At 53.5% G+C, this 14,539-nt stretch carries 14 protein-coding genes; 10 read left to right on the top strand and 4 right to left on the bottom strand.

What is annotated here, in order from left to right:
- The first annotated feature begins 1 nt into the window (after position 1).
- From GZ59_RS12780 to GZ59_RS12760, 5 genes are all read left to right on the top strand, one after another.
- Complete coding sequence (locus tag GZ59_RS12780; protein ID WP_011093513.1) at positions 2 to 1,099, top strand: ABC transporter permease; 1,098 nt, start codon at positions 2 to 4, stop codon at positions 1,097 to 1,099.
- A gap of 189 nt (positions 1,100 to 1,288) precedes the next feature.
- The gene (locus GZ59_RS12775) at positions 1,289 to 2,119 is read left to right on the top strand and encodes a transketolase (RefSeq protein WP_011093514.1); all 831 of its coding nucleotides are present in this window, start codon (positions 1,289 to 1,291) and stop codon (positions 2,117 to 2,119) included.
- Positions 2,112 to 3,056 (top strand): transketolase family protein, encoded by a 945-nt coding sequence (locus GZ59_RS12770; protein ID WP_011093515.1) that lies wholly within the window; start codon positions 2,112 to 2,114, stop codon positions 3,054 to 3,056. The genes GZ59_RS12775 and GZ59_RS12770 overlap by 8 nt, the downstream gene beginning before the upstream one ends.
- 2 nt (positions 3,057 to 3,058) lie before the next feature.
- Positions 3,059 to 4,549, top strand: a complete 1,491-nt coding sequence (locus GZ59_RS12765; RefSeq protein ID WP_039292240.1) for an FGGY-family carbohydrate kinase — start codon at positions 3,059 to 3,061, stop codon at positions 4,547 to 4,549.
- A gap of 83 nt (positions 4,550 to 4,632) precedes the next feature.
- The gene (locus tag GZ59_RS12760; RefSeq protein ID WP_039292237.1) at positions 4,633 to 5,631 is read left to right on the top strand and encodes a sugar phosphate isomerase/epimerase family protein; all 999 of its coding nucleotides are present in this window, start codon (positions 4,633 to 4,635) and stop codon (positions 5,629 to 5,631) included.
- Positions 5,632 to 5,764: 133 nt separating this feature from the next.
- Here the strand turns inward: GZ59_RS12760 and GZ59_RS12755 are convergent, their stop codons facing one another.
- Positions 5,765 to 6,709 carry a sugar-binding transcriptional regulator gene (locus tag GZ59_RS12755; RefSeq protein ID WP_039292235.1) on the bottom strand — a complete coding sequence of 315 codons (945 nt, stop codon included), beginning with the start codon at positions 6,707 to 6,709 and terminating at the stop codon, positions 5,765 to 5,767.
- Between the two features lie 184 nt (positions 6,710 to 6,893).
- On the opposite strand from GZ59_RS12755, the gene GZ59_RS12750 reads away from it, so the two are divergent.
- From GZ59_RS12750 to yciH, 4 genes are all read left to right on the top strand, one after another.
- Positions 6,894 to 7,199 (top strand): LapA family protein, encoded by a 306-nt coding sequence (locus GZ59_RS12750; protein WP_011093519.1) that lies wholly within the window; start codon positions 6,894 to 6,896, stop codon positions 7,197 to 7,199.
- A gap of 12 nt (positions 7,200 to 7,211) precedes the next feature.
- Positions 7,212 to 8,381 carry a lipopolysaccharide assembly protein LapB gene (gene lapB, locus GZ59_RS12745; protein WP_039292231.1) on the top strand — a complete coding sequence of 390 codons (1,170 nt, stop codon included), beginning with the start codon at positions 7,212 to 7,214 and terminating at the stop codon, positions 8,379 to 8,381.
- 182 nt (positions 8,382 to 8,563) lie between these two features.
- A complete protein-coding gene (pyrF, locus tag GZ59_RS12740; RefSeq protein ID WP_039292228.1) occupies positions 8,564 to 9,307 on the top strand; it encodes an orotidine-5'-phosphate decarboxylase in 744 nt (247 codons plus the stop codon).
- The gene (gene yciH / locus GZ59_RS12735) at positions 9,304 to 9,633 is read left to right on the top strand and encodes a stress response translation initiation inhibitor YciH (RefSeq protein WP_039292225.1); all 330 of its coding nucleotides are present in this window, start codon (positions 9,304 to 9,306) and stop codon (positions 9,631 to 9,633) included. The genes pyrF and yciH overlap by 4 nt, the downstream gene beginning before the upstream one ends.
- Positions 9,634 to 9,690: 57 nt before the next feature.
- Here yciH and osmB read toward each other — a convergent pair whose 3' ends face one another.
- The gene (osmB, locus tag GZ59_RS12730) at positions 9,691 to 9,906 is read right to left on the bottom strand and encodes an osmotically-inducible lipoprotein OsmB (RefSeq protein WP_011093523.1); all 216 of its coding nucleotides are present in this window, start codon (positions 9,904 to 9,906) and stop codon (positions 9,691 to 9,693) included.
- A 336-nt stretch (positions 9,907 to 10,242) separates the two neighbouring features.
- On the opposite strand from osmB, the gene araD reads away from it, so the two are divergent.
- A complete protein-coding gene (araD, locus tag GZ59_RS12725) occupies positions 10,243 to 10,938 on the top strand; it encodes an L-ribulose-5-phosphate 4-epimerase (protein ID WP_039292221.1) in 696 nt (231 codons plus the stop codon).
- A gap of 174 nt (positions 10,939 to 11,112) precedes the next feature.
- Here araD and GZ59_RS12720 read toward each other — a convergent pair whose 3' ends face one another.
- Both GZ59_RS12720 and GZ59_RS12715 read right to left on the bottom strand, forming a co-directional pair.
- Entirely contained in the window at positions 11,113 to 13,176 is a 2,064-nt protein-coding gene (locus GZ59_RS12720; RefSeq protein ID WP_039292218.1) for a carbon starvation CstA family protein, read from the bottom strand.
- 343 nt (positions 13,177 to 13,519) lie between these two features.
- Positions 13,520 to 14,437, bottom strand: a complete 918-nt coding sequence (locus GZ59_RS12715; RefSeq protein ID WP_039292215.1) for an aldo/keto reductase — start codon at positions 14,435 to 14,437, stop codon at positions 13,520 to 13,522.
- Positions 14,438 to 14,539 lie beyond the last annotated feature (102 nt).

Raw genomic sequence — 14,539 nt, 5'->3', positions numbered from 1 at the left:
CATGAAAACGACTCACCTTCCGGCAGCGTCGGGCGCGCTATCACCGGGTAAGTTTGTACGCTCACGAGAGAGCATCCTGCTGTTGATCCTCAGGCTGCGCACGTTCATCGCGCTGTTCCTGATTCTGGGGTTCTTTGCTTTCACGGTGCCCGGGTTTTTGGCGACAGGTAGCCTGATCATCATGGTGAAGCACATTGCTATCAACGCGTTTCTGGCATTAGGGATCACGTTTGTCATCATTACCGCCGGGATTGACCTGTCAATCGGAGCCACGCTGGGGCTGTGTGGCATGGTGGCGGGTTACATGATTACGCAGGGCATTGTGCTGCCCATGTTCGGCATCGCGATTTTCCCCAGCGTGTGGGTCATTGTGCCTGTCGTATTGGTGATTGGTGCGCTCATTGGTGCCATCAACGGCTGGATTATCACGCGGTATAACGTTGCGCCCTTTATCTGCACGCTGGGCACGATGTATATCGTGCGTGGGGCATCAATGCTGATTTCCGGTGGGGAAACGTTCCCAGGCTTAGGTGGTAACCCGCAGTTGGGTAATACCGGCTTTGAGCTGATTGGTTCCGGCACGATTTTAGGATTGCCGCTCGCTATCTGGCTGATGTTGGTACTGGCTCTGGTGATTGCCTATGTGGCACGTCGCCTGCCGTTTGGCCGCCATGTCTATGCGATTGGCGACAACGAGCGTGCCGCTGAGCTTTCCGGCGTCAAGGTTCGTCAGGTCAAAGTCTGGGTCTACACAATTTCCGGCTTCTGCGCGGCTATCGCGGGCATCGTGGTGTCCTCTCAGTTGGTCGCCAGCCATCCGGCGACGGGCACCGCTTTTGAAATGAACGCGATTGCTGCTGTGGTTCTCGGCGGAACGTCATTAGCGGGCGGACGCGGGACTATTCTGGGTACGCTGATTGGCGCGTTTGTCATCGGGATTCTTGCCGACGGGCTGGTCATGATGGGCGTGAGTGAATTCTGGCAGATGGTGATTAAAGGCATCGTCATTATTGTGGCTGTGATTATCGACCAGATGCAAAACCGTATGCAGCACAGGGCCGCAATTGTGTCACAGAAGGCCGCGGCGGAAGGCGCTTAGTTAGGCGTAGATGCATTAAGTATCGATAGCATTTAAGCGTAGATGTAGTTAAGAGCAAATAGAACGGGGCGTTGGGTTGTGGCGGGAGCGATGTCGGTAGACATACCGAGGCCTGATTTAAACGCAATTTTTTTTGATTTGATATGAATAAATATTCGTTTTTGAGTAAAAATTCAAGCGAGGTGAAGTATGAATCCGTACTCATTGTCGGTGGAGGCGCTGACGCACAAAGCCCGCGCCATTCGTCGCCGCATTATTCATCTGAATGCCAATAGCCCGGCTGGCGGACATACGGGTGCAGATCTGTCACAGGTGGAAATTCTGACGGCGCTGTATTTTCGCATTCTGAACTGTGCGCCGGATCGCCTTCAGGATCCGCAGCGGGACATTTACATCCAGTCAAAAGGCCATGCGGTGGGCGGATATTACTGCTGTCTGGCAGAAGCGGGCTATTTCCCCGAATCGTGGCTGGCAACCTATCAGCACCCGGATTCGCATTTACCGGGGCATCCGGTCAAGCACAAGACGCCGGGGATTGAGTTGAACACGGGGGCGTTGGGACACGGGCTGCCGGTTGCCGTCGGCATTGCGTTGGCTGCGAAACGTGACAACAGCCCGCGTCGAGTGTTTGTCCTGACGGGCGATGGCGAGCTGGCGGAAGGCAGTAACTGGGAAGCGGCGCTGGCGGCGGCGCATTACCAGTTGGATAACCTGATCATCATCAACGACAAGAACAAGCTGCAACTGGCAGGAACGACCTGCTCCATCATGAACACGGATCCGCTGGCGGAAAAGTGGCAGGCATTTGGCCTACAGGTGACGGAATGCGCAGGTAATGATATGCGCTCGGTGGTGGACACGCTGGAGAATCTGCCTCGCAACGGCAAGCCGAATGTGGTGATTGCGAATACGGAAAAAGGCGCGGGCGTATCGTTTATTCAAGGGCGGGCTGAATGGCATCACCGGGTGCCGAAAGGCGAAGAAATTGCACTGGCGTTGGAGGAACTAAAAGATGAGTAGCGCAGAGCATCTGGCAACCGTCATGGTCGAGCAGTTCATTAAGGCCGTCGAACAGGGGATTGATTTAGTGCCGGTGTTGGCGGATTCGACCTCCACGGCGAAGATTTCACCGTTTATACAGCGTTTTCCCGATCGCATCGTCAACGTGGGGATTGCCGAACAAACGATGGTGGGAACGGCGGTAGGGCTGTCCATCGGCGGCAAGATTGCGGTGACCTGCAACGCGGCACCGTTTCTGATTTCCCGCGCCAACGAACAGCTCAAAGTCGACGTCTGCTACAACAACAGCAACGTTAAGCTGTTTGGGCTGAATGCGGGTTGTAGCTACGGCCCGCTCGCTAGCACGCACCACAGTATTGACGACATCGCGGTGCTGAGAGGGTTTGGCAATATTGAGATCTACGCGCCATCCAGCCCGGAAGAGTGTCGTCAGATTATCGATTATGCGTTTGCACATCAGGGGCCAGTCTATATTCGCCTCGATGGAAAACCACTGCCTGCCTTGCATGATGAGCACTATCGTTTTGTGCCGGGACAGATCGATGTACTGCGCAAAGGCTGTGATATCACACTGGTCGGATTGGGGTCGACCGTACATGAAATTGTGACGGCTGCTGAATTATTAGCAGAAAAAGGACTTGCCGCTACGGTGGTCAATCTTTCCTCTATTCGACCGTGTAATACTCAGCAATTGCTTGAAATTCTGAGCGAAACACCTCGTGTCATTACCGTCGAGGAACATAACGTCAACGGCGGTGCAGGTAGTCTGGTTGCGGAAGTGCTGGCGGAAGCGGGCAGTGGAATTCCTCTGGTACGGCTGGGGATTCCTGATGGTCAGTACGCGATTGCTGCCGATCGGAGCGCGATGCGGGCGCATCACGGGCTGGACGCGATGGGCATTGTCAACGCGGCACTGCGTCTTTGTCCGGGAGGCTGATGATGTATACGCCGGTTATTTTGGCAATCGATGAAGGGACGACGAACGCCAAGGCGATTGCCGTCGACGAGAGAGGGCGCATTCTGGCTAAAGCTGCCGTTGCTTTGCAGGTGACGCACCCGCAACCGGGCAGATCCGAACAGGATGCGATGGCGATCTGGCGTGCGGTTTGTCAGGCGGCAGAGGTTTGCTTGTCATCATTACACCGTGCTCAGGTGGTGGGTGTCGCCATTAGCAATCAGCGTGAGTCGGTGCTGATTTGGGACAGGCAAACCGGAAAACCGATGACGCCATTGGTCAGTTGGCAGGATCGTCGTGCGGAGAAATTCTGTCAGGCATTACAAGGAAGCGCTGAGGCACGTCTGATCGAATCCCGTACCGGACTGCAAGTCGATCCGCTTTTTCCCGCCGCCAAACTGCATGCCATGCTGGCGGAATTGCCAAACGGTGTCGCCCGTGCAATGCAGGGGGAGTTGTGCATCGGAACGGTGGATTGCTGGCTTAACTGGCAGTTTAGCGGGGGGCGGGCGTTCTCCACCGACTATTCCAACGCGGCGAGAACCCAACTGTTTAATATTCACCGCGGCTGCTGGGATGAGGATCTGCTGGCGCTGTTCGGTATCCCCAGCGTTTGTCTGCCTGCCGTCACGCCTTCCTCGGCGTTACACGGTCACACCGGCGTGACGGGCATCAGTGGGCTTGCCGCTTGCGTACCGATTGTGGCGCTGATTGGGGATTCCCATGCTGCGCTGTACGGTCAGGGCATCACCCAAAGCGGTGAAATCAAGGCGACATACGGCACCGGTTCGTCGCTGATGACCACCATCAACACGCCGCACCTTCACGCCACTGGGCTCAGCACCACGATCGCTTGGCACGATGGCGAACTGCGCTACGCGCTGGAAGGCAATATCACCCATACCGGCTCGGGATTTGCCTGGATTGGTCAGATGCTGGGCGTCCCTTCCGTTACGCAACTGACCGAACTGGCGCTCAGCGCCGAATCGAATCAGGGTGTTTTCTTTGTTCCTGCCTTATCCGGGCTGGGTGCACCCTATTGGGATGTGCAAGCGCGCGGCCTGCTGTGTGGTTTATGCGACGCCACCACACCTGCCATCATCGCTCGTGCCGGTCTTGAAGCGATTGCGTATCAAGTCGCCGATGTCTTTTTCGCTATGGAGCAGGCATCACAGGGCTCTTTACCCGCTCTGCGTGTTGACGGTGGTGCGACGCAAAACCGCTGGCTGATGCAGTTTCAGGCCGACTTATTACAGCGTCCTCTGATTCGTAATCACAACGCGGAAGTGTCTGCGCTGGGAGCGGCCTATCTGGGCGGCAAGATGCTGGCATGGTGGGAGTACAACGAACAGATCGCCGCGCTGCCAAGAGAGGTGGAAGTTATCGAACCGTCGGCGGCAAATCACACCATTCTGGAGAGCTACCAACAGTGGCGTACGGCGGTGGCGCGAGCACGTTTGCGGCCTGAATCATGATCATTTTTAACCGTAAAAACCTATCCGATACGCAAAAAAGATAAGCAGCTAAATACCCTATAAATCAAAGAGGTGACTTTATTATGGCAACGTATAACTACCCTGAATTTGGTGCCGGTTTGTGGCATTTTGCGAATTATATCGACCGCTACGCCGTAGACGGCTACGGCCCGGCATTGAGCACGATCGATCAGATCAATGCGGCGAAAGAGGTCGGCGAGCTTTCCTATGTCGACCTGCCTTATCCCTTCACGCCGGGCGTCACGCTAAGCGAAGTGAAAGATGCACTGAAGGATGCAGGGCTGAAAGCGATTGGCATCACGCCGGAAATTTACCTGCAAAAGTGGTCGCGTGGCGCCTTCACCAACCCCGATCCGGCGGCCCGAGCTGCGGCGTTTGAACTGATGCATGAATCTGCTGGCATTGTGCGTGAATTGGGTGCGAATTATGTCAAAGTCTGGCCGGGGCAGGATGGCTGGGATTATCCGTTTCAGGTCAGCCATAAAAATCTGTGGAAGCTTGCCGTTGATGGTATGCGCGATCTGGCAGGGGCTAACCCCGATGTGAAATTCGCCATCGAATACAAGCCGCGTGAACCGCGCGTGAAAATGACCTGGGATTCCGCTGCGAGAACGCTGCTGGGTATTGAAGACATCGGGCTGGATAACGTCGGCGTGCTGCTGGACTTCGGACATGCACTGTATGGCGGTGAATCACCCGCTGATTCTGCCCAGTTGATTATCGATCGCGGCCGGCTGTTCGGAATGGATGTAAACGACAATCTGCGCGGCTGGGATGACGATTTGGTGGTCGGCACGGTGCACATGACTGAGATTTTCGAATTCTTCTATGTGTTGAAAATCAACAACTGGCAGGGCGTCTGGCAGCTCGATCAGTTCCCGTTCCGTGAGAATCACGTGGAGGCGGCGCAGTTGTCCATCCGTTTCTTGAAGCACATCTATCGTGCGCTGGACAAGCTGGATATCCCCGCGCTTCAGGCGGCACAGGAAGCGCAAAATCCGTTACAGGCACAGCGGATTGTGCAGGATGCGCTGCTGTCATCCATTAACGTTAGCGAATAATCGCGTCACGGTTCGTCAGGCGCGGAGCAGTGGGAATCATCCTGCGCCTGACGTTACTCTTATTGCTTCGCGATTATCATCGCGACTCGCGGTACATCACATCCAGCCGCACAAACCATTGGTGATACGTGCGTTAGATCAGCGTCTCAGCGGTTAACCGATCGGTAATCAATACGTCAATATAGTGGCCGACTAACGCGCCGCGAATGGCCGCACTTTTCTCGACACCGCCCGCCAGTGCCACCACGCGTGGACATTGACGCAGCTGTGGTAATGCCATGCCAATCACCGGATCTTCATCGTCCTGCAACACCGGCTCGCCTTCTGCGTTGTAGTAATGCAGACATAAATCACCGACGGCACCGCGTTCTGCTAACTGTTGCAGCATCGCTTCGTGATAATAGTTGCCGGAGTTTTTCAGCAATTGTGACGGTTCCAGCACGCCGATGCCCACAAGTGCCAGGCTCACTTCGCTAAACTTATCGACCACGCTGGAAACCTCATCGCTGGTCACCAAGCGAGCGCGATCTTCCACCGAACGTTCAATGCTCTGTGCCGGTAAAAGATAGGCCGGACAACTTAATTGGTTGGCTAGGGTCTGTGTCAGGATGGTCGCCTGCACATTGCCGTTCGGCCCCACGCCGCCCAACAGTTGGATCACGCCCTGCGCCTTGACGCTTTGCGGATGTAAACTGTCCACCATCGCCCGCAGCGTGCTACTCCAGGATGAGATACCAACCAGATCGTCAGGGCGGATACTGGTTTGGACATAGTGCGCAGCGGCAGAGCCAATCGCCTGCTTGATTTGCGTCAGCGTGGCGTTGTCGGCGACATCCACAACAATAGCCTGATCGATGCCGTAGCGCTTCTGAATGGCAGATTCCAACCCCATGAACATGTTCGGGGGTTGAATTACGCTGATTTTGACCACACCTTCTTTAACACTGCGTGTGATAGCGCGCGAGACAAAAGACTGTGACAAATGGAGTGAGGCGGCAATTTCTGCTTGTTTCATCCCTTCGCTATAATAGAGCGTAGCGATCTTGACTAATAATCGCTGTTCGTCCTGCTTTGACATGACTTTTCCCCTTGCTGGCATGCTGCTGTCATTTTTATTCAGCACAGAATAAATAACAAGCATAGACGGCAGTGGAGGTCGGTTCTTGATTTCCCTGTCCGTGCTGGACATGGTAATTTAATGGGGTTAGTCGCCAAAATTTGGCATAATTCATCCGGTTAATGGATATCACAGGAAGGACAATGTGAAATATTTGCTGATTTTTTTACTCGTGCTGGCGATATTCATCATTTCTGTCACACTGGGTGCGCACAACGATCAGGTTGTGACATTTAACTACCTGCTGGCACAGGGGGATTATCGTATCTCCACACTGCTCGCCACGCTGTTTGCCTTGGGCTTTGTTCTTGGCTGGGTTATCTGTGGTCTGTTTTATCTGCGTCAGCGCATTGCGATTGGCCGTGCACAACGTAAAATCAAGCGTCTGGAACAACAGCTTTCTACCTCCACCGAGGAGAATGTGACGCCGGTGCAGACGGTCACCCACTAAGGAATTCTCTCTATGTTAGAACTGCTGTTTCTGTTGCTGCCCGTGGCCGCCGCGTACGGTTGGTACATGGGTCGCAGAAGTGCGCAGCAGGACAAAGAGCAGGAATCCAACCGCCTGTCCCGTGAATATGTTACCGGGGTTAACTTCCTGTTGTCTAACCAGCAGGATAAGGCGGTGGAACTGTTCCTCGACATGCTCAAGGATGACAGTAATACCTTTGAAGCCCACCTCACGCTCGGTAACCTGTTTCGCTCGCGCGGCGAAGTTGACCGTGCGATTCGCATCCATCAGGCACTGACCGAAAGCGCATCGTTAACCTTTGAACAACGCCTGCTGGCGGTGCAGCAGCTGGGTCGCGATTACATGGCTGCTGGTCTGTATGACCGTGCCGAAGAGATTTTTAACCAACTGGTGGATGAAGAAGATTTTCGGCGTAGCGCTTTACAGCAGCTATTGCAGATCCATCAGGCCACCAGCGACTGGCAGACGGCGATAGATGTTGCGGAAAAACTGGTCAAAATGGGAAAAGATGAGCTTCGCGTGGACATCGCTCATTTTTACTGCGAGTTAGCGCTGCTGGCTATGGGCAGTGACGATCTGGATAAAGCGTTAACGTTCCTGAAGAAAGGGGCCTCGGCGGACAACCAGTGCGCTCGTGCGTCCATTATGATGGGGCGTATTTACATGGCGCAGCAGGATTATTCACGTGCGGTGGAGGCCTTGCGGCAGGTTCTCGATCAAGATAAAGAGCTGGTCAGTGAAACATTACCGATGTTGCAGGAGTGCTATCAGCACTTAGGTAACACCTTGGATTGGGCTCATTTCCTCAAGCGCTGCGTGGAAGAAAATACCGGAGCGACGGCGGAATTGATGCTGGCCGATATCCTCGAAAGGGAAGAGGGTGCAGAGGTTGCGCAGGTCTACATCAATCGTCAGCTGCAACGTCACCCGACTATGCGTGTGTTCCATCGCCTGATGGATTTTCACCTGCATGAAGCGGAAGACGGACGAGCAAAAGAAAGCCTGGTGGTGCTGCGCGACATGGTGGGCGAGCAGATTCGTACTAAGCCCCGCTACAGCTGCCGTAAATGCGGTTTCACGTCACAATCCCTCTATTGGCAATGTCCTTCCTGTCGTACCTGGGCCAGCGTGAAGCCGATCCGTGGATTAGACGGACAATAGCCTCTCGCGATATTGAGCGGCTATTTTTTAACGTACTTTAGTTACAACATGCTAATAATTGTACGTGATTTCCGTTTCAGCAGACTTCTTTAATCGCATTGGTCTTCAGGTGGCTGGGATTTCGGGGGCGAGGGATGTAGAATGCGGCGGGAATTTTGGCTTCGCTAGAGACTGGGTGACGAATGAAAAACGAGAATCTACAGCAAAAGAATCAAACGGTATCATCCCCGATTGTTGTCGCGTTGGACTATGCCAGCCAGGATGCAGCGCTGTCGTTTGTTGACCGTATCGATCCGCAGGATTGCCGTTTGAAGGTAGGCAAAGAGATGTTTACCTTATTTGGCCCACAGTTCGTACAGACGTTGCAACAGCGCGGCTTTGATGTGTTTCTCGATCTGAAATTCCACGATATTCCGAACACCGTCGCGCATGCTGTGGCGGCAGCCGCCGATCTTGGCGTGTGGATGGTCAATGTCCACGCCAGCGGCGGTTCGCGTATGATGGCAGCGGCGAAAGACGCGCTGGTGCCGTTTGGTAAAGATGCACCGCTGCTGATTGCCGTGACCGTGTTGACCAGTATGGACGAAGAAGATCTACGCGGGCTTGGCATTACCCTTAGCCCAGCGGAGCAGGCGGAAAGGCTGGCTGTGCTAACGCATAACAGTGGGTTGGATGGCGTGGTGTGCTCTGCACATGAAGCGCAGCGGTTGAAGCAGGTATGCGGTCAGGCATTTAAGCTGGTCACGCCGGGGATTCGCCCCGCAGGCAGTGACGTTGGCGATCAGCGCCGCATCATGACGCCCGTTCAGGCGCAGCAGGCAGGCGTGGATTACATGGTGATTGGACGTCCGATCACCCAATCGTCTGATCCGGCTCAGACGCTGCGTGATATTCGCGCGTCGCTGCTAAACGGTATTGCATCATGAATCATGATAAGAACAGTCAACTGGTTTACTCTACAGATACTGGGCGCATTACGCCGGAAGAAGAAAAGGTCGTTCGGCCAAAGGGCGATGGTATCGTGCGCATTCAGCGCCAGACGAGCGGACGCAAAGGGAAGGGTGTATGCCTGATTAGCGGTCTCGATCTTGACGATGCCGTATTGGATAAGCTGGCTGCTGAACTGAAGAAAAAATGCGGCTGCGGCGGTTCAGTGAAAGAAGGCGTGATCGAAATTCAGGGAGACAAGCGAGACCTGCTAAAACAGCTTCTGGAAGCGAAAGGGATGAAGGTTAAGCTGGCTGGTGGCTAAGTATGACGAGTATGAGAGCAGCAGGTTTACTCCCGTCAACCTGCTGCTACAAATTCGTTATTTATCGACCTGACGGCCAATCAGCCCGCCGATAGCGGCTCCGCCCAACGTTCCTAATGTTCCGCCATCCGTTAAGATAGCCCCACCTACCGCTCCCGCACCGGCGCCAATGGCGGTATTGCGGTCACGTTTTGACATGTTTGAACAGCCCACCAGCGTAACAGCAAGCGTAATTGCCAGAGCGGCCGTTGCAACGCGTTTGTTTAATGTCATTTTCTTCCCCTTTCTGCTCTTGGCCTCACGTTTCTTGTGAGGAAAATATCGAAAAAAGTGCTTTATACGGTATTAAATAAAGAAACCGAGCCCTTTACCGCGTGATGACAAGTATAATCATCGGGAAAAACTGCAACAGGTAAAAACTCTTAATTCCCCTACGTTACCTTAACGATAGCAATAATTGATAAATTTGGCTGTTTTTTGCTCAATTCTGTGGCATGTCTCTTTCTTTTTCCCATAGCAGAACACCGCTAGGTCTTTAGCGATTTAGCCCATAGCGACGAGATCCTCAGGCCGCGAGAATGGTGTCATCGCGCCGATGGGAGACTGATTATGTTAGAAACGCTAAAAAAACAGGTGTTGGAAGCCAATCTGGCCTTGCCGCAGCACCATCTGGTGACGTTTACTTGGGGAAATGTCAGTGCGGTAGACCGACAGCGTGGCCTGATGGTGATCAAGCCTTCCGGCGTGGAGTATTCGGCCATGACGTTGGAGGATATGGTTGTCGTTGAGCTGGAAAGCGGCAAAGTGGTGGAGGGGACGAAGAAACCATCGTCAGATACCGATACCCACCGTGTACTGTATCTGGAATTTGCCGATATCGGCGGTATTGTTCATACCCATTCCCGCCATGCCACGATCTGGGCGCAAGCCGGTAAAGATATCCCCGCCTGGGGAACGACGCATGCGGACTACTTTTATGGCCCCATTCCCTGCACGCGTCTGATGACGGACGAGGAAATCAACTGTCGCTATGAGTGGGATACGGGAACGGTGATAGTCGAAACTTTCCGCCAGCGCGGCATTTCTCCGATGGATGTCCCAGCCGTGTTGGTTAACTCGCATGGCCCCTTTGCGTGGGGGAAAGATGCCGATAATGCGGTGCATAATGCCGTGGTTCTGGAAGAGCTTGCCTACATGGGAATTTTCTCGCGCCAGCTAACACCTCAGTTGGGCGAGATGCAGCAAACGCTGTTGGATAAACACTACTTGCGTAAGCACGGTAAGAACGCGTATTACGGACAATAAACCGACAGTAGTTCCTCTTCGGTTTACCTTAACGACGCAAGCCCGTTGCGTCGTTAGAGTCACATGTCGCTGCTCCTGACCTGCACTAATTCAACTCTAATTCCCTAAAACGTTATCTTTGATTAAAAAAATCCCTCCACGCGGGAGGGATTGGAGAATATACGCCGACGACGTTTAAGGTTGAGCGCCGTCCCGTAAGACAATCGGCGTCTCTTTTGTCGTTGGCACATTGCTGTTGAGTGCACGACGAATGACGAAGAACGCGGAAACCAGCATAGTCACTGCCACCAGCATGAAGAACCCGCACAGTGCGGCGTTGATCTGGTTACTGAAGACGATGGTTTCCATGTCTTTAATCGATTTAGCCGGTGCGATCAGCGTGTTCTGTTCAATACCCGCAGCGAAGCGTTTCGCCTGAGCCAGAAAGCCGATGCTCGGTTTTTCATGGAAGATTTTTTGCCAACCCGCTGTCATCGACGTAATAAACAGCCAGACGGTCGGTACGATAGTCACCCACGCATAGCGCTGTTTCTTCATCTTAAACAACACCACGGTGCCGAGAATCAGCGCCATCGATGCGAGCATCTGGTTACCGATACCGAACAGTGGCCAGAGCGTGTTAATACCACCCAACGGGTCGATTACACCTTGATACACGAAGAATCCCCAGCCAGAAACGGCAACGGTTGTACCGGCCAGATTCCCCATCCAGGAACGGCTGTTAGCTAATCTTGGAATCGCAATACCGACCAGATCCTGCACCATGAAGCGACAGGCGCGCGTCCCGGCGTCAACGGCGGTCAGAATGAACAGGGCTTCAAACAGAATCGCGAAGTGATACCAGAATGCCATCATCGCCCGGCTATTAAAGATTTCCGTGATGATATAGGCCATGCCCACCGCGAAGGTTGGCGCGCCGCCGGCACGGGAAAGAATAGAGATTTCGCCGACATCATTGGCAATGGCACTCAATTCCTGCGGGGTAATCACAAACCCCCAGTTGTTAATGGCCAGCGAAGCGCTCTCAACCGTGGTGCCAATCAGTGCGGCGGGTGAGTTCATGGCAAAGTAAATGCCCGGCTCGATGACCGATGCACAAATCAGCGCCATGATTGCCACGAAGGACTCCATCAACATGGCACCATATCCGATAAAACGGATATGGCTCTCACGCTCGATTAACTTCGGTGTAGTGCCGCTGGAAACGAGGGCGTGGAAGCCGGAAATCGCGCCGCAGGCGATGGTAATAAATAAGAAGGGGAACAGAGAACCTGAGAATACGGGGCCGCTGCCATCAATAAAGCGAGAAACAGCGGGCATTTTCATTTCCGGCATGGCGAACACGATACCGAAGGCCAGCCCGATAATAACCCCGATTTTCAGGAACGTAGAGAGGTAATCACGCGGTGCCAGCAGCAGCCAGACGGGCAGGACTGACGCCACGAAGCCGTAGATAACCAGCACCCAAGTGAGCGATGTGCCTTTCAGCGTGAAGAATGGGCCCCAGTATGGGTGTGCGGCGATGTTGCCGCCGTAGACAATCGCCAGCATCATTAGCACAAAGCCGATGATGGACACTTCAGCGATTTTACCCGGACGTAAAAAGCGCATGTAAACGCCCATGAAGAGCGCGATGGGGATGGTGGCGGCGATCGTAAACAACCCCCACGGGCTTTCCGCTAACGCTTTAACGACAACCAGTGCCAGCGCCGAAAGAATGATGATCATGACGCCCAGCGCACCGAGCATGGTGATAATACCCGCGAACGTGCCCAGTTCCTGTTTTGCCATTTCCCCCAGCGAACGACCGTCACGACGTGTGGAGATAAACAGCACCAGAAAATCCTGCACGGCACCCGCCAGCATCACGCCGACCAAAATCCAGATTGTGCCGGGAAGAAAACCCATCTGTGCGGCGAGAATCGGTCCAACCAGCGGACCTGCCCCAGCAATAGCGGCGAAGTGGTGTCCGAACAGTACCCATTTATTGGTGGGGACGTAATCCAGACCGTCGTTATGACGTTCAGCCGGTGTTAGTCGGCGATCGTCGAGCTCAAACACTTTTTTGGCGATAAACAGGCTGTAAAACCGATAAGCGATGCTGTAACACGATACTGCGGCGATAACCAACCATACCGCATTGACGTGCTCACCTCGGCTTAGCGCCAGCATAGCGAACGAAAAAGCGCCCGCCAGTCCGACTAGCAGCCAGATCACAATGCTCTTTATGTTACTCATAACAACGGCTCCTTCGTTATTCAGAAAGGGTATACCGTAATACTTCAAGCTGCATGTGCGTTGGCTTCTCTTACTCACCCCAGTCACTTACTTGTGTAAGCTCCTGGGGATTCATGCGTTTGCCGCCTTCCTGCAACTCGAATTATTTGAGGTATATGGCGCGGGTGTTAATGCAATTTAACAATAGTGGGTTTGTTGACGAAGAGAAGCGAATGGATGAGAAAATGTGAGCGAACGTGAATTTCTGTAAAGAAACTTAAAGGCTAAACAATGGCTAACATGTAGAAGCGGTAAATCAGAGGCCCTGCTGTGGATAATTCAGTGGCTGGCAGGGCCGATGCGCTTAAGGCAGGACGTTTCCGGCGGCGCGGTAAATCTCGTACCATTCTTCGCGGCTGAGCGACAATGTAGACGCCGCCGCAATGTCACGGATACGTTCTGGACTCATGGTGCCGATAACCACCTGCATGGCAGCTGGGTGACGCAAGATCCACGCGGTGGCGATCGCGGTGTTGGTGACGTTGTGTTGCTCTGCGATGTGATCAATCGCTGCGTTTAGCGTGGGGAATTTCTCATTATCGAGAAACACGCCGTCAAAAAAGCCGTATTGGAAAGGTGACCAGGCTTGAATCGTCATCGTATTCAGACGACTGTATTCCAGAATTGCGCCATCGTGGTTCACCGATGCCGAGTTTGTCATATTCACGTTAAAGCCGGCATCAATCATGCCCGTGTGCATAATGCTGAACTGTAACTGGTTGGCGATGAGCGGCTGGCGTACGGATTTTTTCAGCAACTCAATCTGCAACGGATTCTGATTGCTGACGCCGAAATGGCGAACCTTCCCGCTACTTTCCAACTCATCGAATGCAGCAGCGACTTCGTCAGGTTCAAATAAGGTGTCCGGGCGGTGCAACAGGAGCGTATCAAGATAGTCTGTTTTTAAACGTTGCAGGCTGCCTTCAACGGACGCGATGATGTGCGCTTTGGAAAAATCAAAAAAGCCCTTACGGATACCGCATTTTGATTGCAGAAAAAGCGATTCCCGGCGGATGGACGTCTTCTGTAAACCTGCGGCGAAAATCTCTTCCGACAAGCCTGAGCCATAGATATCGGCGTGATCGAAGAAATCGATGCCAGCCTCAACGGAAGCATTGAGGATGTCAGCAGTTTCATTCGTGCTTTTCTTCGCCATTCGCATACAGCCCAACGCAATGTTGGAAGCCTGTATCGCGGATGTGCCGATTGTCATTTTCTTCATCGGGAACACTCCTGTTAGTAGGGTTGCATGCGTGCCGTTGATTGTTCTCAAAACGGATCCGGCGCGGCTAAATCATATAGCGGAATAAACGATGATGACGCG

Source organism: Pectobacterium atrosepticum (assembly GCF_000740965.1).
GTDB lineage: Bacteria > Pseudomonadota > Gammaproteobacteria > Enterobacterales > Enterobacteriaceae > Pectobacterium > Pectobacterium atrosepticum.
Note: the sequence above shows the minus strand (reverse complement) of the source record. Positions and strands in the feature narration are given on the sequence as shown.